The 24,956-nt window shown below is 37.6% G+C and carries 19 protein-coding genes; 2 read left to right on the top strand and 17 right to left on the bottom strand.

Going from position 1 to position 24,956, the window contains the following annotated elements:
• Positions 1 to 28 precede the first annotated feature (28 nt).
• The 3 genes from D1839_RS21060 to D1839_RS01300 form a co-directional block, all read right to left on the bottom strand.
• The gene (locus D1839_RS21060) at positions 29 to 4,396 is read right to left on the bottom strand and encodes an adhesive domain-containing protein (protein ID WP_120378091.1); all 4,368 of its coding nucleotides are present in this window, start codon (positions 4,394 to 4,396) and stop codon (positions 29 to 31) included.
• A gap of 737 nt (positions 4,397 to 5,133) precedes the next feature.
• Complete coding sequence (locus tag D1839_RS01305) at positions 5,134 to 6,273, bottom strand: response regulator (protein WP_120378090.1); 1,140 nt, start codon at positions 6,271 to 6,273, stop codon at positions 5,134 to 5,136.
• A gap of 771 nt (positions 6,274 to 7,044) precedes the next feature.
• Positions 7,045 to 8,397: an acetaldehyde dehydrogenase (acetylating) gene (locus tag D1839_RS01300; protein ID WP_120378089.1), complete on the bottom strand. Its 1,353-nt coding sequence runs from the start codon at positions 8,395 to 8,397 to the stop codon at positions 7,045 to 7,047.
• 463 nt (positions 8,398 to 8,860) lie between these two features.
• On the opposite strand from D1839_RS01300, the gene D1839_RS01295 reads away from it, so the two are divergent.
• Positions 8,861 to 9,646 carry a helix-turn-helix domain-containing protein gene (locus tag D1839_RS01295; protein WP_158589582.1) on the top strand — a complete coding sequence of 262 codons (786 nt, stop codon included), beginning with the start codon at positions 8,861 to 8,863 and terminating at the stop codon, positions 9,644 to 9,646.
• 712 nt (positions 9,647 to 10,358) lie between these two features.
• Here D1839_RS01295 and D1839_RS01290 read toward each other — a convergent pair.
• Positions 10,359 to 10,973: a PH domain-containing protein gene (locus D1839_RS01290; RefSeq protein ID WP_120378087.1), complete on the bottom strand. Its 615-nt coding sequence runs from the start codon at positions 10,971 to 10,973 to the stop codon at positions 10,359 to 10,361.
• A gap of 228 nt (positions 10,974 to 11,201) precedes the next feature.
• On the opposite strand from D1839_RS01290, the gene D1839_RS01285 reads away from it, so the two are divergent.
• A complete protein-coding gene (locus D1839_RS01285; protein ID WP_199689887.1) occupies positions 11,202 to 11,714 on the top strand; it encodes a gamma carbonic anhydrase family protein in 513 nt (170 codons plus the stop codon).
• A gap of 1,177 nt (positions 11,715 to 12,891) precedes the next feature.
• On the opposite strand, the gene D1839_RS01280 is transcribed toward D1839_RS01285, so the two are convergent.
• From D1839_RS01280 to paaA, 13 genes are all read right to left on the bottom strand, one after another.
• Entirely contained in the window at positions 12,892 to 13,851 is a 960-nt protein-coding gene (locus D1839_RS01280; protein WP_199689886.1) for an NAD(P)H-dependent flavin oxidoreductase, read from the bottom strand.
• A 6-nt stretch (positions 13,852 to 13,857) separates the two neighbouring features.
• Entirely contained in the window at positions 13,858 to 14,769 is a 912-nt protein-coding gene (gene paaX, locus D1839_RS01275) for a phenylacetic acid degradation operon negative regulatory protein PaaX (protein ID WP_120378085.1), read from the bottom strand.
• Positions 14,770 to 15,074: 305 nt separating this feature from the next.
• Positions 15,075 to 15,851 carry an enoyl-CoA hydratase-related protein gene (locus D1839_RS01270; protein ID WP_120378084.1) on the bottom strand — a complete coding sequence of 259 codons (777 nt, stop codon included), beginning with the start codon at positions 15,849 to 15,851 and terminating at the stop codon, positions 15,075 to 15,077.
• Positions 15,852 to 15,869: 18 nt separating this feature from the next.
• On the bottom strand, positions 15,870 to 17,066 hold the full coding sequence (locus D1839_RS01265) for a thiolase family protein (RefSeq protein ID WP_120378083.1): 1,197 nt from the start codon (positions 17,064 to 17,066) through the stop codon (positions 15,870 to 15,872).
• Positions 17,063 to 17,926, bottom strand: coding sequence for a 3-hydroxyacyl-CoA dehydrogenase (locus D1839_RS01260; protein ID WP_120378082.1), 864 nt, complete (start codon positions 17,924 to 17,926; stop codon positions 17,063 to 17,065). The genes D1839_RS01265 and D1839_RS01260 overlap by 4 nt, the downstream gene beginning before the upstream one ends.
• 719 nt (positions 17,927 to 18,645) lie before the next feature.
• A complete protein-coding gene (locus D1839_RS01255; RefSeq protein ID WP_120378081.1) occupies positions 18,646 to 20,163 on the bottom strand; it encodes an aldehyde dehydrogenase family protein in 1,518 nt (505 codons plus the stop codon).
• 18 nt (positions 20,164 to 20,181) lie between these two features.
• A complete protein-coding gene (locus D1839_RS01250; RefSeq protein ID WP_120378080.1) occupies positions 20,182 to 20,955 on the bottom strand; it encodes an enoyl-CoA hydratase-related protein in 774 nt (257 codons plus the stop codon).
• Between the two features lie 13 nt (positions 20,956 to 20,968).
• Positions 20,969 to 21,745, bottom strand: coding sequence for an enoyl-CoA hydratase/isomerase family protein (locus D1839_RS01245; protein WP_120378079.1), 777 nt, complete (start codon positions 21,743 to 21,745; stop codon positions 20,969 to 20,971).
• Positions 21,738 to 22,040, bottom strand: a complete 303-nt coding sequence (locus tag D1839_RS01240; RefSeq protein WP_120378078.1) for an EthD family reductase — start codon at positions 22,038 to 22,040, stop codon at positions 21,738 to 21,740. The genes D1839_RS01245 and D1839_RS01240 overlap by 8 nt, the downstream gene beginning before the upstream one ends.
• 69 nt (positions 22,041 to 22,109) lie before the next feature.
• Entirely contained in the window at positions 22,110 to 22,631 is a 522-nt protein-coding gene (gene paaD, locus D1839_RS01235) for a 1,2-phenylacetyl-CoA epoxidase subunit PaaD (RefSeq protein ID WP_199689885.1), read from the bottom strand.
• Between the two features lie 26 nt (positions 22,632 to 22,657).
• A complete protein-coding gene (paaC, locus tag D1839_RS01230; RefSeq protein WP_120378076.1) occupies positions 22,658 to 23,449 on the bottom strand; it encodes a 1,2-phenylacetyl-CoA epoxidase subunit PaaC in 792 nt (263 codons plus the stop codon).
• A 3-nt stretch (positions 23,450 to 23,452) separates the two neighbouring features.
• A complete protein-coding gene (gene paaB / locus D1839_RS01225; protein ID WP_120378075.1) occupies positions 23,453 to 23,770 on the bottom strand; it encodes a 1,2-phenylacetyl-CoA epoxidase subunit PaaB in 318 nt (105 codons plus the stop codon).
• Between the two features lie 180 nt (positions 23,771 to 23,950).
• Entirely contained in the window at positions 23,951 to 24,931 is a 981-nt protein-coding gene (gene paaA, locus D1839_RS01220; RefSeq protein ID WP_120378074.1) for a 1,2-phenylacetyl-CoA epoxidase subunit PaaA, read from the bottom strand.
• Positions 24,932 to 24,956 lie beyond the last annotated feature (25 nt).

Genomic DNA, 24,956 nt, shown 5'->3' with positions numbered 1-24,956 from the left:
AGAAAGGCGGGCAAAATGCAAATGTTTTCTACTTCATTTCTTGTTTTCTTCTCTTTAGCAACCAAACAATGGCACCAATCATAAGTACTGCACCTGCGACATAAAACACCAAACTTCCAATACCCCCTGTAGAAGGCAATAACCAAGCTGACTTAGAATTTTCTATATCTTTCTGCACATGTAAGTCCTTAGCCGTTATTGAAATATCGATTGGTTTGGCAAGGAGTCGATATGTTTTTTCACCTCCATTTTCATCTATATAAGTTGGAGCCTTTGTTTCTACAAGTTGATAATCACCTAATGGCAAATATTCAAAAGTTATTTCCCCATTATCATCTGTTGTTTTTGTCGCTATCACATCGCCTTTCTCATCTTGAAGCTCAAATTCTGCTCCAGCTAATTTGCTTTTTGTTTCCTTATCAACCTTCGTAATTGTCAGAGCCCCTTTTAATTCGGGTGGTTTTACATAAGCTTCATTTGACGTTGTTGGTATATCATCAACCGTCAATACACCTTCATTCGGAATCCCGTTTGCTTCAATATAAGGAAGTAACTCTTGCGGTGTTGCTGTATCGCTAATTTTCGATTTTATTTTTAACTTATACACCTGATCTTGTAAATAGAGATAAGAATTATCCTTTTTTTCTGGTTTAAACGAAACTAAATTTGTTTTTTTGTTAACGTTTAATACACCATTACTACTTACATCATTACCTGCTTGATCCACCACTTCAACTTCAACGATTTCCAATAACTGGTGCAATTTATCACTCAGTTCAACAACATCCCATTTGCCGGTACGATTACCAAAATCAAAATCTACTTCCCACGTAAACGCTTGATTACGGTTTTCCAATTCTAATGAGTCTTTACCATTTACAGTTTTATTCACATTTGGATCAACTGTTTCTTCCATATAAACTCCTACTCGTGCTGGTTCTACAGGTTGACCATTGTCTGTTGCAATGGCGAATGAATTCCATGCTGCTCTTAGGGAGGGGTCTTCTTCTGAATCTAGCAGCTCTTTAGCTTGCTCTTCAGTGACCTGTGGTGCTTTCATTCGAAATTCTATTTCAATATCATGCCCCTTTATCCAGTGCACATCATCTTTCATTTCTAATTTAAATGAACGAACTTGGTTCCAATCTGTTACTTCATCTGCAGTTAACCAATTTGGTTCTTCTGCTTGAGGAGGATTTGTTAAAGGCGTGGCAGTTTCCGGATAATCCGTATGACGAATTAAGTCATCACGCTTTGGAGTCTGAACGGAACTGTAAAGTATATCTACTTTTTCTTGCCACTCTTTTGGTAAATGAACACCATCTGCTGTTAATGTTGGTGTAAATTTACTACCTCGCTCGATATTATCTGTAATACCGAGATCTCCTTCAGACGGTAAAACATCGATCAATGTCATATGATAGATGTCTTTTCCTGTTGTATTGGTTATTTTCAAGCGATAATCGATGAAGCCTCCAGGTATTGTTTTCCCAAAATTCGTATACGTATCGTCTAGTTCTCCTTTTACGAATTTTTCTGTTTCTAAGCTATAGTTTCCTGTCATCACATATTCATTTCCTGATTTTAATCTTGGCTGTTTTTTATCCCCATCCTGGTTCAAATCATCTTCATCCGTTTGTAATAACGTTGACGTTATCGTTTGCTCTTGACTATCAGGAGCTCTTAACGATTCATTACCAGAAAATCCATACACATCAAACAGTAAATAATTAGGAGCATACTCTGCTATCATCACGTTAATTTGAGCAGAAAGAGAACGACCAGGTTGTAAATATGAGTCATCCCATGTAAATTTCACTAATTGGCGTCCACTGTTGTTGTAATCATCACTTAATACTTTATACTTACCGCTTTGCCCCGAAAATTCGGCATTTGGATTAGAATCAATCATTACGCCAGCAGGTAACAAAACAGATGCTTCCATTTTTTTCGTTAATTTTTCCGTAGATGTTGGATCATTATTTAAATTCACGCTCATTCTATTTTTCCCCGTTATTACTTTACCATCGTCTTGATCCAATAACTCAACACCAATTGTTGCTACGGGCGGTTGTGAAGGAGGATTTTTAGAAATGGTTACATGACGTGGTGAACCTATAAAATCTGCACTCCTTGGATTCCCATCTGCTTTCTTATAAGGGACTTCAAACTTGTCTCCAAATGAGTTTATACCATAAAATTCAAGAATGTTTTTAGCCTTCCCTGTCTCATTTTCATTTACAGTAAATTGATAGGCAGCTAAACCAGTTCCAAACTCGGTAATTTTCTTCGATTGATCTACTGTCTTATCCGGTACTTGCGAAAAAACACCTTGCGGTGCACCTTTATCTCCCGTTTGCGGATTAAAGAAATCATATTTGACATACTCTATTCTATCGTTATCGTCTACGCCTAAATCTGCTCGCGTATATACTCTATTGTGATCAGCATTAGAAATAGCTAATTGTTCTCTTCCATTTACACTTACATAAACATCGAAGCCAACATAAGCATCTAGTGGAACAGATGATGCATAGCTCGAAGGAATAGCCGTGATAGGACGAAAGAAAAATTCACCTGGTGTTTTTAACTGCTCTAAATGTAGACGAGGGTCTATTCTATATGTCATCACATATTGTTTAAAATCACCTTGATATAAATTATAATTTGGTCCTCCGATTGCTGTGTTATGAGCAAACGTAACAATATCGTCCTCACCTATAACGGGGTTTTTGTCACTCTTATAGTCTGTGTTTAATTCCCCTGCACCATTAAGTGGTCCTAAATGTCCATGGCGAATAAATGTACCATTCACTTCTCCAGTAAAATCTTCTGCATCAATAATATATAACCCTTGTTCAGCATTTTCCTCTATCTTTTTACCGTCTATGGTATGTGCCTTTACTTTGGCTATGTTATTTTGTGTTGTTTCAATGGTATTTTTATCTTTAACCTTGAGCCATACTCTTATTTTTTTGGAAAATAACGAGTCGTTTTTGCTCTTTTGTTGCTCTATTGTAGGCGAAGTATATTCCCATGTAAGTCTACCTTCATTCTCTACAGGTTCTTTTCCTTCTTCCATAGAATCATATTCCAAACCTTCTGGCAGGATATCTTCAAGAACTAATATTTCATTTTCCTGTAAGAACATTTGCCCATTGCTCTCTTTGGGAATATTCACTTGAATTTCCCAAAGCGTCTTACTTCCTGGTATAGGAGCAGTAATAGGTTCACCATTTTTTTCTGATTTGATATACCTCTTACTTATATTCATTGGAGTTGAAGCATTCATAATTATAGAAGCTTGATCAGATATGGCTCCTATTTCATCAGCTGAGAAAGTTACTTTTGATTGTAATTCTTTCTCATTAGGTGATATTCCATTTTCTGTGTTTATCCTGTAGACCGTTTCATATGTTTTTCCTGACTTTATAGAATCGAAATGATAAACTAATTGATTCATTTCTTTATCCCAATTTGGAGTGACATCATTTATTTTTAATTCATCTAGACTTTGGGTAAAAGAGCTGAAATTTTCCTTTGGTAGATTAATTACGATTTTGGCGTTATTAAAAGTTGTCTTTGATCCAGTAAATTTTAAAGACAGCTGATAAACTGCCTGTTTGCCAGCTAGAACTTTAGATTTAAGTGGAGATAAATCTATATCTATATTTTCATTTCCGACCATGGGTTCTACTGTTAATTCTTTCTTTTTACTAGCATTTTTTGCATGTTTTTCTTTTTCATGCATTCGTTTATCCGTTTGCTTGTTATCTGCTGTATTTTTTGATTGTTCTACCTTATCCTCTTGCTGTTTGTTAGGTGGAACTGATTCTTTTACAGGCGTATCTTGTTGATCGTTTGTATTCGCTTCATCCATTTTTTTTGCTTTTTCCTGTGGAGGAATAAAAATAGTATTTTCTTTAACTGCAACCTGTTTTCCATCTATAATCCCTATTGCCGTTAACTTCATTTCTTCCTTATAGTTGTCTGTTAAAACAAATCTAGCTTCTTGTTTTTTCACACTTTTATTCCATTGAATATGAAGTTTGTGTTTTTTATTGTCATACTTGATTGTTGTATCCTTTGATTGTTCATTTAATTCTTTTGTTAGCGACTCGCTAAATACCCCTTCATCAGGAAGAACTACCTCTGCTTTATCAAGTACAGGTTGTGAAGATCTTAAAGTTATTACTGCTCTCTCTATTTCAGCATCTTTATTGACTTGAACATCAAGGGATGGTGAAGTTTGCTTTATATCACCTTGCCCGCTTATAACAACTGGGGCAAAAGCTGATGTTAATAGAATGAAAACCAAAAAAAACGCAAACCACATACGAGTTTTCTTCATCTTACGCATTCTTCTCATTTTGCTTGTCATTCGTGTTTGTCGCACGTGCTATACTCCTCCTTTCAGCTAAAAGTAATTCGTTCTCCTTATCCTGTAATTTAATACTAGCGATAGTGACCCATAGTTTAATAAACACATCTAAACATTTATTAAACGAACGAAACTAAAACGCCCATACATTAAACATAAGAACAAAGGGGAAGGGCGCCCGTTTAGCAACGGAGTGAATGGAATGAATCAACTAAAGATAAAGGACTTCATGCCCATGCAACAGGGGTATGCCGACATCTGGCGGCAAGCCCGTTTTTAGTCGGCCTTCCTCTTAGCCACGAACCGCTGACGCCTTATCGGAGGGTGCATTTCTAAAGTCGCATCGTTGCTGGCCAATGGAGCAGACGTGGTCTATTCGGTATTTCTTTTTCCCCAAGCGCCTAAGTTTATACTTTCTTATCTTTATAAAAAAATTCGAACTAAAATGGACTAACCATTTTAAGTTCGAATCTTTCATTAACCAACATATTATTATCAGGATCATATATAATCTATGTTCCTAATAAACATAAGCATATTGTAAGAATAAATTAATCTTAGGGATTCTGATAGTTGAAAGGATTTAACTAGGTCCACATTGTGCACGATTAACGAACTATCATGCCCTTAAAACTTCCTAACCATTTTTCTCTACATTGCCAAATAGTAACGTATAAAAATAGATGCTTAAATATATAGCAATCTTGATCTTCTGCTTTATTTAATTGATTTGCAATGCTATCTTTAGTAGTTTAGGAGTATAGAACGTTAATTCTACCTTCCTTCCAATCTTCATACCATTTTCCAATTTCCTTACTCGGCGACACTCCCATTTCATCTTGTAAATAAGTTTTCAAGGAGTCATATTGTTGGTGAACAAGTGCTTGGTTATCTTCAAATGCATAAATTTTCATTAAAGCAAAATGAGATTTTTCCATTTCCGGATGATATTGACAAATATGACTATACCACAGTTTTGCTCCTGCTATGTCATGGTTATCTTGATAAAATCTTGCTATCTCCATAGCCTTCGTTAACCAAATCTGTTCCCAATAATAACGTTCCGATTCTGCCCACCAAAAGTCGTATCCTTGTAAATAGCCTCCCTTATATAAGGACATTACTTGAATATAAGTATTAATCGATGTTTGGCTAACCGGAGGTAATGTTTTTATCTTTTCCTTCCATTCATTAAAATCAAGGATAATATTCTCTGTTTCCAAGACATAACCATCAGAAACGTTTTCTAATCTCAAATGTTTATGATATTTTCTTAACGTTTTTCGTACATAATAAATCGTCGTGTATAACAAAGCACTTGCCCGTTCCAACTCTACATCTGGCCAAAGCAAGTCAATTAAAAATGATTTCCTCACCATTTTCCCTTTTTGATGCAGTAAATATAAAAATAACTCTGCTGCTTTTTTAGTCCGCCAAGATACAAATTCAGGTTGTCCTTTTACCGGTTCAATTGAAAACTGGCCAAGTACATTTACATAGAGTGGTAAAGTTTTTTCGACAGTTGATTGCTGATTGCATTGATTTTCTATCCGTTCAACTGTCTTTTTCAAACGATCAAATGGAATCGGTTTAAGTAAATAATCAACTGCATTAAGCTCAAATGCTTTTACAGCATACTTGTCATAAGCCGTTACAAATACTATTGTCAAATTAGGCTTATTTTCCAAAACTTTTTCTGCCAAACGCATTCCATTAATTTCTGGTAACTGGATATCTAAAAATAGCACATCCACATCTTCTTTAAGGATACTTTCATGAGCATGTACCGGATTAGTAAATTTGCCAATAACTTCTACTCTACCAATTTTTTTAATTTGTTGTTCCAAATAATCTAACGCTAACTTTTCGTCGTCAACAAGAATCGCCTTCATAATAACTCCTCCAACTATTCAAATTTAATTCACTGTTTCCATATTTTATCAACAATTTCTAAACACAAACTAAAATGAAAGCGCAAACATAAGTCTAAAGTCCTAGTTACTTTGTATATTTCACCAAGAAAATTTTATAATATATAGTTCTAATAGACTAAAAAAAGACTGTTAAACAGGTCTTTCCTCGTATATAAGTCTCATATAGATAGACTTTTATAATTCGGTTACTTTTCATATGGGAAACTTATGAAAAAACATTCTAAAGTTGGTTAAAAATGAAGTCAGAAATGTGGAGGAGATATAAATTGTTAGAATAGAGAAATTATGTAAAAAAAGCTTGAGCAAAAGCAACAAGTTGAGTGGGTATTTTTGTGGAATATTCTTATATTTAATCTAATAGACAGATGCATAATGCCTTTATACCTTTATATGTTTTTAGAACAAACAAAGGCAGGAGCGTCCTTTTAGCAACGTAGCGAATGAAACGAATCAACTATAGATAAAGGAATCATGCCACTAAAACCGGGGTACGCTGACATCTGGGCGGCAAGCCCGTTTTTAGTCGGTCTTCCTCTTAGCGACGAAGCGATGATGCCTTATCGGAGGGCGCATTTCTAAAATCGCATCGTTGCTAGGTTCATGCGCCGAACATGCCTAGTCAGTTATTTCGTTATCCATAAGCACCTCATTTTATAATTTTCTATACAACAAAAAAACACCCAGATTTCGCATGTCACGAAGTCTGGATGCTTCTTTAATTTAACGAATTTACTTATTATAAGCAACGCGATTAATATTCATTAACTGACGAACACTCACGTTATCTGTAATACTGCTTCCACCGATAGCACCACATCCTAGTGTTAAAGAAGGAGCAAGGTTGGTGGAAAAACCTATTCCACCAAAAGTACCTGGTGTGTTGATTAAAATACGGGATGCTTTTATACGTAAGCCGAAATCCTGTACTAGATCATCATTGGTTGTATGCAACATTGCTGTGTGCCCAGCGCCTTCATTTTCTAAAATTGTATTACAAGTAACAACACCTTCGTCCCAATCGCCAACTGTGTACATTGCTAGAATGGACGCTAATTTTTCACGTGAATACGGGTTGTTAGGACCAATTGTTGTTTCCTCAGAAATGAGTACGCTAGTATCAGCAGGAATAATAATTCCACATAGTTTAGCAATTTCAGTTACAGGTTTTCCAACTATTTGTGGATTCATCGTGCCATTTTCACGCATAATAAAGTGGGAAACCTTCTCTGATTCTTCTTGTTTCATAAAGTAAGCATGGCGCTTTTTCAATTCCTGAACAACTTCATCTTTGATGCTTTTTTCAACGATGATAGATTGCTCTGAAGCACATATCGTACCATGATCGAATGTTTTACTTGCAATAATTCGATCAATTGCTTCTTCAACATTGGCTGATTTTTCAATGAACGCAGGACCATTACCAGGACCTACCCCAATTGCAGGATTACCTGAGGAATAAGCCGCTTTTACCATTGGACTCCCACCAGTAGCTAATATTAATGCCGTATCATCATGTTGCATTAACGCTTGTGTCCCCTCCAAACTCGGTGACTCTATTACTTGAACTAAACCTTTGGGAGCACCAGCATTCACTGCTGCTTCCTCCACTAAACGGGCAGCCTCAACAATGCAATTGACAGCTTTTGGATGTGGTGATAACACAATTGCATTTCTTGTCTTTAGAGCAATTAATGTTTTAAAAATAACGGTCGATGTTGGATTCGTTACTGGAACAAGTGCAGCAATGACTCCCATTGGTACCCCAACCTCCATCACCTTATTTACTTCATCACGATGGATAATACCTACAGTTGATTCATCTTTTATACTTTGGTATACTTGCTGACTAGCAAATAAGTTCTTCGTCGTTTTATCTTTAACATTACCAAAGCCTGTTTCTGTATGCGCCTTAAATGCTAAGTCCTCTGCAGCTTCGGTTAATTGCACGGATATAGCTTTAACAATTTCATCTACTTGTTCCTGGGTGAAGCTAGTATATATTTTTTGGGCATGCTTCGCTTTTTGAATCAGCGTCTCTACCTCATATTTTTGCACTGTTTCTTGCGCTAGATTAATAGCCATGTTTGCCATCCCCTTTTCATTTATTTCCTACACCTCTATAATAAAGCGTTTACAAAAATATCGTTAGGACTATTTATGTTTGTTTTTGGACAATTTTGATATTTGTTCATTTATTCACAATCCCTTAAAATAATCAGTATAATATTGCCATTATGTTCATGTTATACTTATAGTGAGATATATGTTTATAAGAAGTAAAGCGCAACGCAAAAAAAATTTTTAAAGGGGATAAGCATCCATATAGAGATAGAGATAGAGATAGAGATAGAATAAACTTAGTATATCTTTTACTGAGCGTTAGAGCTTGAAACATAGCGTATTCATAATTCCTTTTTAGTTAATCGAGAAATCAGAGAGTGTATCTCCTAATTTTATAGCATACTAGAAAAGCGATTCCCCCTATCAGTCCTCCTGTTTTTTTAAAAAAATGGTAAGTGAGCATTCTGTTAAAAGAGGTGATATTATGTGTCGCGTATTATTAGCTAGCCCTGAACAAGCCGACCGTCATTTTTTAAAACAAATCTTTTCCGAGCATTTTTTTAATGTAATATTTCTCGACGATGCTTTGTCTGCCGAAGAAGCGTATACACGTTCATTGGAACAACAACCCGACATGTTGATTTTAGATGTTAGTAAGTCAAGCGACGAAATTTTCCAATATAAAACAAACATCGTAAAACGTTATCCTAACATTAAAGTTATCTTGCTTGATAATGAAGAAAACTTTAAACATATTCAAACCGCAATTCGCTGCGGGGCTGTCGATTACCTAGTAAAGCCTTTAAAAACTGAGGAATGCAAGTCCGCCATTCACCGGGCAATATTAGCGTTAAACCAAGTTTCTTTATTGCATTATGAGCGTAAATCCGTTACAGATACGATAAAAGAAAGTGCTGCACAAATGATGCAATACGTGCATGAACAGTACCATGAAGAAATTAATTTAGACTCATTGGCAAGATTTATGCATCTGAATAAAAGTTATGTCAGCCGCTTTTTTAAAGAAACTGTTGGCATGTCTTTTGTGAGCTACTTACGCCATTACCGAATAGAACAGGCCAAAAAGCTGTTGCGAACAACGGACTTAACCGTCACAGAAATAGCCGAGCAAGTCGGCTATCTCGATCTCACCTATTTTAGTCGAATTTTTAAAAAAGAAACGAATTACACACCTAATGCATTTAAACAAGTATACCAAGGAGAGCATGTTCCGGCTGATATAGCCTTTGCTGAGGGAAAGACCAAATAAGATTTAGCTCATTTATTCGATAGGGATGAAATTTATGATTTAGAGAGCTGTGTTCGGTCGAGCGCAGCTCTTGCTACTTCGGAGAACGACATGCTCAATTTAGCTTGGCATTTGCTGTAATTTGGAAAGAAAGACACAGTCGGGTTATGGATGATATATTCGATTTCGAGATAGATTCGCTTAATTTGGGTCGGCTTACTTGATCGGAGCGGCGACATACTCGCTCACTTTGCGGGTAAACTCTCGATCTGGGCAGGAGCATACGTGCTCATTCAATCAGGTAGCAAGTAGACCATTTCTTAATAAACAACAGTATACTAGTGATTTTTACGGCTCTCCTTTTTACGCTTAAAAAATCGCCTGATTTGTAATTATCATTACATTTCTAATATTTATTTTATTTTATTGTACTTATGTATTACAATCCAGTCAACAACCGCATATACAATAATGAATGCTATACTTTCCCCATAAAAATTAGCTTCCTTCAAAGCTTACTCCCTTCATAAACCAATAATATGTTACATTTTTGTTTTTGGGAAAACCGTTTATTAGGTACCAAAAACTCCCCTTCAAGTTAATGGGGCTTGATATCTAAAGGGGAGCAAATTGAATTAAAAACGGACTTCTGGAATTATTCTGTTAAACTATTCTACAACCGAATCTACTAATTAAACTACTTTTCGAGTCAATTTCAATAAAAATTGCCCGGTTAATTTTGAATATATTTATCAAATACTTCTCCAAAATCCTTTTGTGTGTTTTCATCATATGTCGTTGTATACCATTCAAATGCAAATTTTGTAGCTTCCGCAAATTCTTTTGATATAACTCCTTCTTGGAATCGATTATCATTAAATAAGGATTGCGAGATTTGTAAACTATCCTTGGCAAATTTTTTCTTTCGGTCATTCGTATCTTGGATGTGGGAAATCGTTACTAATGATTTATATAAATCTGCAATCGCTTCCCCTTCTTTTTTACTGATATCCACAGAAACCGATTGTTTACCAATTGAAAACTTAATTTCTAAATCTAAATCAACAGTGCCGGCTGTCTCTACGGATACATTACTAATTGGGTATTTGTAATAATCATATCGATAAATATTGCGCTTGCTGCTCGTCGCTTTTTCCCCATCAAGATGAATCAAAGCACGATTGGTGAAACAGTACTCATCCGATTTCGACTTAATGAGAAAGTGAATTTTTTCTCCTTCCTCATGCAGTACATAATCATCCGATTCCGTCTTATCAAAATCCTCTGGAGAAATAATCTTGCCAATGTCACTTAATCCTAAAGCATCACTTGCAATCTTTTTAAACACCGTTGTTTGCCTCCTTAACAACTAATCCAAACTCTACCTCTTTTATCATATCGTATATGTTAGCAAACAGAAACCTTTTTAGGGAATTTCGCAGATAAATTATGCGTCTTAAACAGGAAAAACATTTAATAATTATGAGTTCTATTTTAAATTTATCGAACCGTTTTAAAATCCACCCAAAAATGTTAAAATAGAGGAAATAAACTAAATTTTCAAAGAGGTGATATGTTGATTATTCCATACAACCATCACAAGCCATCCATTCATGAGAGCGTTTTTGTTGCGCCAGGGGCATATTTAATTGGAGATATAACTATTGGCAAAGAATCTACTATTTGGTTCAATGCAGTATTACGAGGGGATGAAGATTCGATAACAGTAGGAGATAAATGTAGTATTCAAGACAATTCTACCATTCATTTATTTGCAGGTTGTCCTGTAGTTGTGGAGGACGAAGTTACCGTTGGGCATAATGTTATCCTACATGGGTGTAAGGTAGGGAAGCGGTCGATCATCGGAATGGGATCAACGATATTAGATCATGTTGAGATTGGTGAAGAATGCATTATTGGTGCAAACACCCTTATACCACCTGGGAAAAAAATACCATCTCATTCGCTTGTTGTTGGCTCGCCAGGAAAAATAGTTCGTGACGTATCTGCAAAAGACCTTGAACTCATCCAATTATCCATTGCTACATATGTAGCAAAAGGCAAAGATTTTAAACACATTTTAAAATAGTACAAATGAACTGTATGCTATATATCAATTTTAATGTAGGGGGAGTAAGGCGGTGAATGGCCCCCCTACTATCTATCAAAAAGTACATCTGTTAATATAACTTCTGATAATCTATGTATTTGCACTTTTGTTTTTAAACCCATACCGAAGAATGATATATTGTTCTTTAAACCAAGCAAAAATCCAAATAAAACAAGTATTAATATAGCCTTATACTGTTCGTTTTTTTATTGGGCAGGATTTTTAGCATTCTTGAATTATTTAATAAAAATCACTAGCGTTGCATAAATAATATCTAAATATTGGTATTTTAGTTCTTTAGCCAAAAAAGTAAACACCCAACTAAAGGTGGTTCCATCCATTTTGGAATATATTACAATTAAACTAAAGTGATAGCGCCTTTTTTTTATTAAGGTTGCAAAATAAAAAGCAGATTGAGTAATACTGTTCGTTACATTCGGGATATATATCTGCTTCTGATAATGAAGAAAAACATAATGTTGCTTTTCAACCAATTATAAAATAATTATGTGAGAAAGAATGAAAAGACAAGTCTAATTATCCCCTACTCATTTACGAGAAATTTTTTGCGGCGTATTTAATAAATCTGAGCAATCTTAAGTTTCTTGTACACGATGATAATACAAATACATTGACACCATATAAATGTTCCAGCTACACACGAAAACCTAGTGAGATCGCTAATTTAATTGAAGAATGCATGGGCATTTTCTTTACTAAAGGAGCAACTAAACACAGAACAAAGGCTCGGGGCGCCCGTTTCACAACGTAGCGACTGGAGCGAAGCAACTAAAGTTTTAGGAATCATGGTGAGGCACGAGCCAATGATAACTTATCGTAGGGCTCATGCGCCGGACGTGGCTATTCCGTTAAGTCTGTACCCCCAAAGCAAAAAGTGTAATTTTAAGTAACCTAATTATACAAACATACAAGCTGGTATGATGTACTAAGCTTTAGTAGCAATAGTAGGAACGATTAGGGTTACCCGTTGTTCTAGTAATAGTAGTTTTTATGCTAACTTATAATATTAAATTAGTTTCATTATCTGTTTTTGATGGTGAATGGACCTTAATAAAAAGTAAAAAAGATAATTTCCTAGAACATAAATAAAAAGCAATCTCATTAAGAAGACCGCTTTTTTATAACATAAACTACGCTACTCTAATTTCCCCAAGCTTTGTTTTAATATTTGTTTAGCGTCAGCTGTCATTGTTTCAAGCAAATCATATACAGAAGGACAGTCCTCAATAAGACCAGCAATTTGTCCTCCATTAATAAATCCATTCTTTATATCACCATCGAGAGCTCCTATCTTATGATGGGTTTCTGTTGTCTGCTCGGAAAATAACGCAGAATCATCATATTTATTTTCCACTTCTAACAGTTTGGATGTATATTCGCTTTTGATTAACCTCCGAATGCGATTAAATCTGCGTCCAACAATAACGGTTGATTCATCCGTAGCTTGGATAATTGCCTGTTTATATATTTCATGGTAAGGCGCTTCCTTTGTGGCAATAAAACGAGTTCCCATTTGTACTCCGGAAGCGCCAAGTGCCAAAGCTGCAGCAAGTCCTTTTCCATCGGCGATTCCTCCAGCAGCCACAACAGGGATATTTGCCTGTTGAACAACTTGGGGGATTAATGTCATGGTTGTACTTTCATTTTTGGCATTAATTCCTGCTGCTTCATAGCCTTCACATACAATAATATCGGCTCCTGCTTTTTCTGCCTTCTTTGCCTGTCGAACAGTAGCTATCACACATATGACAATTATCTTATGCTGTTGGAGTAAAGAAATAAACGGGGCAGGATTGCCTGCGGATAGTGAAACAACTGGAACGTTTAGATTAATCATCTGTTGAACGATGTGACTAACATTCGGGTGAACAGCGATGGGTATATTTACACAACACGGGTTTGACGTCTGCTTCAGCATTTTCGTGACTTTATAAACCGCCTCATTTACCGGTAAATCTCCAACACCAATTGTCCCTAGCCCTCCCGCGTTGGAAATAGCTGCAGCGAGATACGGATCGCTAATATTTCCCATCCCTCCCTGAATAATGGGATACGTTATATTCAATAACTGGGTTAATTTATTTACGATGGTCACCACTCCCTATCTTTCATTAAATGAGTCAGATATATTTACTAATTCTAAAAAGTTGGAGATAGTTGGAGTACTCGTATTTTTTTGATTCGTATATCCTTCTGCATAAACCTTCTCAAAAAATGCATTTGCCTTTTCTGCAAGAATGTTGTAATAACTGCTAAACAGTTTGGCTGCTTGTTCACCTAACCATTTTTCCGGTAACAATTCTTTCGGAATCCCTGGGTCGACAAACAGTGATTTACGGTAATAGTGAACTAGTAAAGTACGCTCTACAAAACATGCTTTATTACCCATTTGTCCCTGTTCTATTTTCTTACCGTTCTCCATCATTTTATTTTCATAAGCATGAATAAATTTTTGATAGAGACTGTTAATATGGTCAATATCCCAACAACTTCGTATAATTTGTTGGTTAGCTTGAAATCCTTCATTTTCAGCTTCAAAAAAATAAACATATTCTTTAATTTTGTATTTATCAATAATGTCATAAATCTGCTCTTTTAAATTATTCGGTGTAATCCAAACCCCATTGGATAGTAAACCAAACCCACTCCAAATCAACTCTTTTCGCAACTCGTCTCTAATTTGCCTTTTTTCCTCAGGGATATTGTATAAGAGCATACGCCATTTCCCGTCCCACGTCTCCGGTTCCAATCTATAGATACGCCCGGCTGCTTCTTCCATTCTTTTCTTTCCTCGCTCGGTTAAGGAATAATAGCTTTTGTTCGCCTCTTTACGACTAACAACCCACTCCTGCTTACTCATTCGGGAAATAGCTGATCGCACAGCTTGCTCATTATGATGAAACGGTTCCAATAGTTTAATTAGACTCCCCATCCATATTTCATTACCATAGTAACGAATATAGTCGCCAAACAAAGTAAAAATCATCGAACGTGTATTCAGTTTCTTTTGCATGTTGATCATCCTTTTTCTGTTCCTTCATCTATTTTTTGCTGTGTAACGATCTTTAAGAGAATGAACACGTTCCATGAAATGAAAAAACATAAATACCCAGTTAGCAGCATACAAACGGTAGAACTTCTGATAGGTAAAGGAAATTCACCCCTATAACAGAGGAGTATGTCTGAGCGGCAAGCCCGCTGTTTAGTCAGACTCTCTGAATTGGAGCCAATGTTAACCTATTATAAGAACCTCCAAATTATTTTATAAAATATATGCAGCAAGTAAAACCGAAATCGCTTTCCATGCAACCATACATATTATTCACCAATGAATTGGGGAGGTCTTTTTTCATTAAATGCTGCAAGTGCTTCTATACGATCTTTTGTTGGAATCGTCAGTCGGTATGCATTCTCTTCTAGTTTCATCCCAGTGTTCAAATCCGTGTTCATCCCATTTTGAATCGCAAATTTTGCTTGCTGAACTGCAATTGGAGCATTGTTCATCATCGTTTCAGCAAATAATTCACAGCTTTCAAAAAGTTCTTGCGGCTCTACCACCTTGTTAACGAGACCATACGCAAAAGCTTCCTCCGCAGATATTCGTTTCGCAGTTAAAATCATCTCCATTGCTCTCGCCTGTCCGATTAACCTTGGGAGTCGCTGCGTACCACCAGCACCAGGAATAATTCCCATACTTGTTTCCGTTAATCCCATTGTCGCATAAGAGACGGATATACGAAAGTCACAAGCTAGCGCAAGCTCGAATCCGCCACCAAATGCATATCCATTTATTAATGCAATCGTCGGTTGAGGTAAGTTTGCAACCTGTTCAAACACAGAACTAATCTTTTTTACATTCCGGATTACTTCTTTCTTTCCTAAATGTCGGCGTTCTTTTAAGTCCGCTCCTGCGCTAAAGGCTTTGTTACCGCTCCCTGTAATAACTACAATCCGTATTTCCTGATCGATCGATAAATCTTCTATCACTTTCTCTAACTCTAGCAATGTACAGTAATTAAAACAGTTCAATATTTCGGGTCTATTCATTGTAATATAGGCAATTCGTTCCTTCTTTTCCAATAAAACATGACTCATTGCTACACTCCTCACCATTTACATCTTTTCAACAATCGTTGCAATCCCTTGGCCTACACCGATACACATCGTGGCAAGACCATATTTAGCATTTCTGCGGCACATTTCATGCACTAATGTCGTGAGGATTCTCGATCCGCTTGCTCCTAGTGGATGACCAAATGCGATCGCTCCTCCATTTACATTTACGATATCGGGATTCAACTCAAGTTGTGTTATACATGCAAGTGCCTGTGATGCAAAGGCTTCATTTAATTCAACTAATTCAAGCTCTGGTCCTTCTAAATTGGCTCGTTGCAATGCCTTTTTAGTTGCTTCAATAGGTCCAAGTCCCATGATGGCAGGTTCAAGTCCGGCAGTTCCACTCGCTATGTAGCGTACCATAGGCTCGACACCTAATTGTTCCGCTTTTTCTTTACTCATTAATAACAATGCCGATGCTCCATCATTTATTCCTGATGCATTACCCGCTGTAACCGTTCCTTCTGTAAATAATGGTTTTAAGCTGGCTAATTTTTCACGGGTTGTTGTTGGACGTGGATGCTCATCTTTATCAACCGTAATTTCCTCCCCTTTGAGCGTATAGGTAACCGGAATGAGTTCATCGCTAAACCTTCCCGCTTTTAATGCCTTTTTCGCCTTCATTTGACTATTGTAGGCAAAATCATCTTGTTCCTCCCTCGTTATATGAAATCGTTTTGCTACATTTTCTGCAGTTTGCGGCATGGAATCAGCACCATACATTGCTTCCAGCTTTGGATTTATGAAACGCCAGCCAATGGTAGTGTCCATTAATGTCTTACTCCCTCGTGAAAATCCCAATTCAGGTTTGGAAAGAACAAATGGAGCTCTTGTCATGCTCTCTGTTCCTCCAGCTATATAAATGTCCCCATCCCCAACCATAATCGCTCGTGCGGCCATGTTAACTGCATCCAAACCTGAGCCGCAAAGGCGATTCACTGTTGTTCCGGTTACATGAACAGGAAGTCCAGCAAGTAGTGCAGCCATGCGAGCGACATTTCTATTTTCTTCTCCTGCACCATTAGCATTTCCAATAATGACTTCTTCAATTGCTTCTATCGGAAGTTTTGGCTGTCTATCTATGATCTCTTTTATTACCGATTTCGCTAAATCATCCGGACGTACAAATTTTAAAGAACCATTATATCGGCCGATTGGGGTTCTGACTGCGTCAACAATGACAACTTCTTTCATCCATCTCCCTCTCCTTCATAGTTGTAAATGCCCTTCCCTGTTTTCCGTCCTAATCTCCCAGCTTTTACATATTGTTCTAGAAGTGGTGCGGGACGATATTTATCACCTAATGTTTGATGTAAATAGCGGAGATTATGAAGTCTTGTATCCAAGCCGACTAAATCTCCCAACTCAAACGGTCCCATCGGATAATTTAATCCCAGTTTAATAGCTTTATCAATTTCCTCCGGAGTTCCCAGTCCTTCCTGTAACATATAAAATGCTTCATTTCCAACTAAACAGCTAATACGGCTTGTTACAAATCCAGGAAATTCATGGATGGTCACTGTTTCTTTTCCCATTTTCCGAGCAACTATTTCAGCGAATTCAGCTGTCTCATCACTTGTTTCCAAGCCACGTATAATTTCAATCAGTGGCATTTTATGAACTGGATTAAAAAAATGCATAGCAATGACTAAATCAGATTTGGTTGTATATGAAGCTATTTCCGTTGGGCTCATAGTCGATGTATTTGTAGCAAACACACAGTCCCTTGGTGCAGCACGATCAATTTTTTCAAATATTTCCCTTTTTATTTCTTTCACTTCAGGAACTGCCTCAATAACAATCGTGGCATCTTTTACTGCTGTTTCCAACTTTGTTTCATAACAAATATTAGCCTTTCCCTCATTTGCCTTTGCTTCCGTTACCTTCCCACGTAAGATTCCTTTCTCATAAAGCTTGTTAATTTCTGCTTTTGCTTGCTCCAGTATTTCCTGTTTCCTATCAACAAGTTTTACAAAATAACCACCTAATGAAGCGACATAAGCAATTCCCCGCCCCATTACTCCCGCTCCAACGACGACTAAACAATCACTCATCTGGAAAATCCCCTTTCTCTATTCTTTTCTAACTCATGAACATTTTTTGCTCGTATCGAATATCAGCTGACCCAATGTTTTCCTCTAAAAGGAACGTTAAAAAGTGGGTAGAAATGAACAGTCATTTCATCGTTCAATTGTAAACTATTCCCATTAAATTAAGACATAAGTAGGGGCGGTTAAGAGTGCTACTTCTTAAAAAAATGCAGTATTACTTTAGGCTTTTTTAAAGATAAGAAGTATAAAATTAGGTGCTTGGAGATAAAGAAATAACCGAATAAGCCACGTCCGGCGCATGAGCCCAGCAACTAGGCGACTTCACGAATCGCCCTACGATAAGTCATCATTGGTTCGTGGTTAAGAGGAAGGCCGACTAAAAACAGGCTTGCCGCCCGACGTCGGCATACTCCTGTTGCAGGAGCATGATTCCTAAAACTTTAGTTGCTTCGCTCCAGTAGCTACGTTGCTAAACGGGCGCCCCGAGCCTTTGTTCTTGTGCTAGTGTAAGATTTACTTTAACTCGTCCGAATGTTTTAATTTCAATTATTACAGTGAATGAATATAAGATGAAAAATAAGCCACTCCCACCCTCTTATGGAATGGTACTCGATAAGGGTAAAAAGCGAACTTTTTCCATAAGTGGATATTCGTTCGCTTTTATCTGACCAATATCTCTCTAAGAGTGCAAGGATCTTCGTATTTGAGGTTAGCCGTTTTTCTTATAAGTTAAATGGATTAAGTGGCTTTCTTCCTGCATAGGAAAGGACACTTTTTGTTTCAGTATACAGATCAAGAGTTTCAATACCTAGTTCACGGCCAAAACCGGACTCTTTATATCCGCCAAAAGGCGTTCCCGGAAAAGCAGAGAATGGACAATTTACCATGACAACACCTGCCTTTAGTCCATCTGTTACTCGCTTAATTAAGCCTTGGTCTTTTGCCCAAATAGCAGCCGCAAGACCATATCTCGTATCATTAGCTAGCTGGATAACTTCTTTTTCATCGGTAAATGTCATGACTACGACGACGGGACCAAATACTTCCTCTTGAGCAATTTTCATATCGTTGGTTACCCCTGTAATAATCGTTGGTGCATACCAATAACCATCTTCAAATCCTTCTACTTTTAAAGGGTGTCCGCCAGCTACGACGGTTGCTCCTTCTTTTTTTGCTTCTTCTACATAGCTATGAATTTTTTCCAGCTGTGTTTGATTAATAATCGCTCCAACATGAGACTTCTCTGACAATGGGTCTTCAATAATTAATTGACTGGTCTTGGCAAGAAAGCTTTCCATAAATTCATCGTAAATACTATCATGGATAAATAACCGCGATCTCGCTTCACACGATTGACCCGTATTATAGAAGATACCAAAGATCGATCCGTTAACAGCAGCATCCATATCTGCATCCGGGAACACGATGTTAGGAGACTTTCCGCCTAATTCCAACGTTACCCGTTTTAAAGTTTCCGAAGCTTTTGCCATAATATCTTTACCCGTACTCGTCTCTCCAGTAAAGGCGACCTTATCAATTGCCTCATGCTCCGTTAAGTAAGCACCAATCGTTGTACCCGGTCCAGTCACCACATTGACGACGCCATCCGGTACACCCGCTTCTGTACAAATTTCTGCTAACAAAATAGCAGTAATTGGTGTTAAACTAGCTGGTTTTAGCACGACCGAACAGCCTACAGCAATCGCAGGTGCTATTTTCCACGCCGCCATCATCAGTGGGTAATTCCAAGGTATAATCTGTGCTGCTACACCAGTAGGCTCCTTCTGTGTATAATTAAAAAACTGTCCCGGCACATTATTTACATCACCGCGATGCCCTACAATTGCGCCCGCATAAAATTCAAAATTCTCAATTGCCTGCATAACCTGACCTTGAGCTGCGGATCGTGTTTTACCACTATTGATAATTTCCACCTCAACTAATTCATGAAATCGTCCTCGCATAATAGAGGCAATTTTATTTAATACACGAGCGCGCTTACCGACTGGATAACGCTTCCATTTTCCATGATCAAAAGCAGTTCGAGCCGCTTCCACAGCTATGTCTACATCCTCCCGATCAGCTTTTGGCACTTCCGCAATTGGCTTACCTGTTGCAGGATTATAAACAGTCATCATCTCGCCTGATTTGGCATTAGCTGGCTTTCCGTTAATGACCATTTGGTACATATCACGTTTTACCTCTTTTATAAATATCGGTTTTTCATGTGTTTTTACCATATTCATCTCTCCTTTTGTTTAATATCCTTTATATTCAGGGGAACGTTTTGCAAGAAATGCCTGAACCCCTTCCACATAGTCTTCTGTTTCCCCGGCAATCTCCTGTCCGTAAGCTTCATAATCCAGCATGTTACTTAGATTCGTTTCAAAGCTTTTTTGCATGTAGCGTTTAATTAAGCCAATAGCTTTTGTTGGCATATTAGCTAACCGTTCAGCAAAAGCAGCTGTTTCTTTTTCTAATTCATTAGGCTTGACAACTTTTGTCACCATACCAAGCCTTTTCGCTTCATTAGCCTGTAGCTTCTCTCCTAAAATGGCTAACTCCAGTGCCTTGGCTAGACCGACAATCCGTGGCAGATAATATAAATTTCCGGAATCAGGAATCAAACCGATATGGATAAATGCCTCCATAAAGGAAGCCTTTTCTGATGCGATTCGAAAGTCACATGCAAGTGCCAGACTAAACCCGGCACCTGCTGCAGCACCGTTTACAGAGGCTACAACCGGCTTTTCTACTTGTGCAAGCTTCTCCATCATTGGCTTATAGCGAGATTTAATAATTTCTCCCAAGTTCATATCTGCTTGTAAGCTGCTTATATCTTCACCGGAGCAGAACGCTTTTCCGGCACCGGTAATAACAAGTACACGAACTTGATGATTATTTTCTACTTTTTTCAACACATCGATGATTTCCTGATTCATTGTATTCGTAAACGCATTCAATTTTTCAGGTCGGTTTAATGTCAGCCAACCAACCTGATCCTTTATTTCATAACGAATCGTTTCATACATTTGTCGTATCCCCCTATTTCCCTTTGAAATGAGGTGATCGTTTTTCCATAAAAGCCTGCATACCTTCTTGTTGATCCTCTGAAGCAAAAAGTAAATAGAAATTTTTTCGTTCATATTGCATTGCTTCATGTATAGGCAAGTCTTCTGCCTTTTCAACCGTGTCTTTGATTAACCGTAGGGATAAAGCAGGTTGCTTTACCAAGCTTTCAGCAAAAGCGATTGTCTCCTGCAAAAGAAGTTCATCTGGAACAACCTGATTAACGATACCCCAATGCTTTGCTTCTTCTGCTTCAAGTTGATTTCCGGTCCAAAGAATTTCCAGTGCCTTTCTTTTTCCCATCAGCTTGGTTAATTTTACAGTTCCCCCAGCGCTTGGCATGACGCCAAGTTGAACTTCTGGAAATCCAAACTTACTGTTTGCTGCAGCAAATACGATATCGGCACATAATGCAAGCTCAAATCCACCACCAAGAGCAAATCCATGAACAGCTGCTATAACAGGCTTTTTAGTTAACGCTATTTTGTCCCAGTCAGCAAATTGATTTTTTATCTCCATGGAAATCGCATTTTCCTCCGCCATTTCCTTAATGTCTGCTCCAGCAGCAAATGACCTGCCAGCACCAGATAGAACAATAACGTTTACTTGTTCTAATTGATCAAATTCCCGTAAAGCAGCTAAAATCTCTACTACCATAGATCGGTTGATGGCGTTTAAAACTTCCGGGCGTTGCAACTCTAATTTTCCAATCCCGTTTTCAGTCCAAGCCTTAATAAATTGATAGTTATTCAACTTCTTCACCGATCATCATGGTAACCAAGTCGCCTGCAAACGACATCAGGTCTTTTCCAGAGGCTTTTGCTTCTTTGGTTTTCATCGCAACTTTTAATGATTCATGGTCGTCGTAATACATTTCGCATAACAGATAATACTTACTTTCTCCTGTCGGCGAACCAACAATTTTCGTAACCTCCATCTTACGTAACCCGGGTATCTTCTTTGTGATCGGCGTATGAACATTCTGATAGTGCTCATCAAAAGCAGCCTTGTCCTCCGGCTGTTTATAAAGTGCAATTAACTTGATCATTATTTTTCCACCCTTTCGAATAAATTGAATTTTAGATCAGTAAAGTTGTCTTTTATCTTTCACTGATAATTAGTTGAACGAACGGGATAAATTTGCGATTGGCTTCATCGCTTCAAATGGATTTTTACATTGATTACAATAAAGAATGCTTCGGCATGCTGTTGGTCCAAAAATATTCTCCATGGTTGTGTACATGGAATTACAATAAGGACATGCAATTCTCCAAGATTCACCGGCAGTATACTGTGGTGGCGGTGGAGAAATTCCATTCCGTTTTAACTTTTCTTTTCCCTCCTCGCTGATTCGATCCGTTGTCCACGGAGGATGAAAGCTAAATATAACGTCAATCATAAGGTCATTATTCCATTCGTTTAATAATTTTTTTACCTTTTCTTTCACATCGGCTTTAATCATGTCTAACGCCGGACAACCGCTAAATGTTGGCAATAGCGTTACTTGAACAAAATCATCATTTTGAATAGTTATATCCTCAAGCATCCCTAGTTCAACAATATTAATAAATGGCATTTCTGGATCTGTCACTTGCTGCAGTACGCAACGTACTTCATCCTTTAGATGTGAATTTTTCACCTTAATCATCCCTCATCTCAGCTTTGTTACCAGGCAACTGCTTCTTTGTCACCTCCATATACTTCATTTAACACTTTCAATGCCTCTGTTAGATCATCCGTATGCTCTCCATTACGTCCATTTCCACTTTCCATTCCTTGGGGTTCTTCTATCTTGAACTTCAACTTTTGAAATACGTTTTCCATTTTATCGAACCACACCTTTCGTAAATTAGTTTCACTGCAAATCAATTTACGCTTACTCATTTCCGTACTGTACATGCCTAATGAAATCACTCCCGCAAACTCTTTCCAACAACGTAGAGTCGCTTGTTCCATCCGCTCACGCGCTTCCTTGGTACTTGACATTAACTGTATAAACCAAGTTTCCCAATGCATGAAATGATAATAGTGTTCGGATAATATTTTCACAGCAGTTTGCTTTAGCGGTTCATAGCTTGATTGCGTAAGTGCTTCTAAACGCACTTGTTTGAAAACACTAAAGAGAAAATTCCGAGTGACGGTAAAAGCCCAATCATAATCAGGATTCTCTAAATAGTGGCCTGAACCATTTTTTAATTCAAGTAAAATGGCATTGCGAAAGTTTTGTGGTTTTCTGGAGTGAGATAGATCATCCATATTTCCTGCCCCGATTTCTTCCAGTAAGCTGTAATACATTACCGCATGCCCCATCATATCTTGATTAATGGAAGAAAAAGCAACATCTTCTTCAATATGCGGTGCTAATCCAAGCCATTCCGATCCGCGATAGGCGAGAATAAAATTATCATCTGCTAATTGATACAATAATTCACGTAAATAATAGTCATGCTGCTTCATATTCTATGCCTCCTCTATTTGCGGTTCTTTTTTGAACTCCTTCCACTTCTTTGGCAAATCTGTGTAGCCTCTTGTTTCTCGATATGCTTTATTATCTAAGAGCTTAAATGATTCCCGCTCTTTTTGATTCATCATTCTAATATCTTTCCGCTTAACAACCCATAGCTCTTTTATCGGTTCCCGGCGAAAAAAATTCTCTTTAGCTAAAAGATAAGCCATCTCTTTATTAGGTGCCGTTAAACTAAATCGGTGCTCTAATGGCAGCCCATCTCTTTTCCGACTAAACACTTCAAATTCCTCATAAAATTCGCTTTCATTCATTGTTGCTTCCCTCCATCATGAGCGCTGTCTTCTTGCTTTAATGCCCCCATTTTTGAATACGTTGCAAGACTTTTCTATCGGCATACCTTTTTCAGCTGAGAAGTGCATCTTTTCTCACATTAGCGCTACATTTAGCTATCATATATGCCTTTCTGATTTGGACACCACTTTTATTAACTTCTATCCAATAAGCTCGCTGCGATTTTCTCGGTATGTTTTTAATGCATCGCGCACCCATTGGCTGTTTTGATAAGAATTTTTCCTTAAGTCGATTCTGGCGTCAGACTCCGGTCCATTTCCTGACACTATCATTTTAAATTTCTCCCAATCAGGTTCTGTATAGCACCACTCGTTTTTACTTTTATCAAAGTGCAAGTTTTCATCCGGAATGGTTAACCCAAGTAACTCTATCTTTGGTACGTATTTGGTTAAAAACTCTTGACGTAATTGCTCATTTGTTTTTGTTCTCAGCTTATACTTTAAGCTAATATCTACATTTGAATGCCCAGTTTCTTGTTTTGATTTTGGACCAAAAAAAGTTAGTAGTGATTCCCACCAGCGATCAAGCGCTGCTTGTAACATATCTTTTTGTTTTCCGGTTCCACTTGCCAGTGCCAATGTTAAGCTTTCTCCATGCTTGGCATGAAATGATTCTTCTTGACAGATTCGTTTTAATGCTCTCCCGTATGGACCGTAGGATGTATTCAACATCATTGTCTGTGATAAAATAGCTGCCCCATCCACAAGCCAAGCAATAATCGCAGCGTCCCCCCATGACGGTGCAGGCATATGGAAGACATTGTGAAATTTAAGCCTCTTCGTGAATAAATCTTGCAGCAAATGTTCCCTTGTTTTCCCAAATGGTTTTATTAAATCTTCTACTACACGCAAAAGTAATTGACCGTGACCCATCTCATCTTGAACCTTAGCCATAATGGCTAACTTTCGATATAAAGTAGGTGCCTTTGGTACCCATTCTTTTTCAGGAAGTGCCCCCATAATTTCACTTATACCATGCATGGAAATTAATCGGATCAACGCTTTTCTATATTCATCTGGCATCCAATCTTCCGCTTCCATTTTCTCATTATTTTCGATTCGTTCCATGAAATGCTCATATTTTTCATCGGATGTTAACTGATGGAATGGAATTGTTCTCATCCCCTGCAACTCCTCCTTTTTCTTC

Source organism: Roseburia sp. 1XD42-34, assembly GCF_009917385.1.
Lineage (GTDB): Bacteria > Bacillota > Bacilli > Bacillales > Amphibacillaceae > Virgibacillus.
The sequence above is the reverse complement of the archived record's forward strand: the minus strand, read 5'-3'. Positions and strand labels throughout refer to the sequence as shown.

Coding starts and splice junctions, on each gene's coding strand:
- D1839_RS01305 (WP_120378090.1), bottom strand. CDS start 6,273: ATGAAGGCGATTCTTGTTGACGACGAAAAGTTAGCGTTAGATTATTTG.
- D1839_RS01300 (WP_120378089.1), bottom strand. CDS start 8,397: ATGGCTATTAATCTAGCGCAAGAAACAGTGCAAAAATATGAGGTAGAG.
- D1839_RS01295 (WP_158589582.1), top strand. CDS start 8,861: ATGTGTCGCGTATTATTAGCTAGCCCTGAACAAGCCGACCGTCATTTT.
- paaX (WP_120378085.1), bottom strand. CDS start 14,769: ATGCAAAAGAAACTGAATACACGTTCGATGATTTTTACTTTGTTTGGC.
- D1839_RS01270 (WP_120378084.1), bottom strand. CDS start 15,851: ATGAGTCATGTTTTATTGGAAAAGAAGGAACGAATTGCCTATATTACA.
- D1839_RS01265 (WP_120378083.1), bottom strand. CDS start 17,066: ATGAAAGAAGTTGTCATTGTTGACGCAGTCAGAACCCCAATCGGCCGA.
- D1839_RS01260 (WP_120378082.1), bottom strand. CDS start 17,926: ATGAGTGATTGTTTAGTCGTCGTTGGAGCGGGAGTAATGGGGCGGGGA.
- D1839_RS01255 (WP_120378081.1), bottom strand. CDS start 20,163: ATGGTAAAAACACATGAAAAACCGATATTTATAAAAGAGGTAAAACGT.
- D1839_RS01250 (WP_120378080.1), bottom strand. CDS start 20,955: ATGTATGAAACGATTCGTTATGAAATAAAGGATCAGGTTGGTTGGCTG.
- D1839_RS01240 (WP_120378078.1), bottom strand. CDS start 22,040: ATGATCAAGTTAATTGCACTTTATAAACAGCCGGAGGACAAGGCTGCT.
- paaC (WP_120378076.1), bottom strand. CDS start 23,449: ATGAAGCAGCATGACTATTATTTACGTGAATTATTGTATCAATTAGCA.
- paaB (WP_120378075.1), bottom strand. CDS start 23,770: ATGAATGAAAGCGAATTTTATGAGGAATTTGAAGTGTTTAGTCGGAAA.
- paaA (WP_120378074.1), bottom strand. CDS start 24,931: ATGAGAACAATTCCATTCCATCAGTTAACATCCGATGAAAAATATGAG.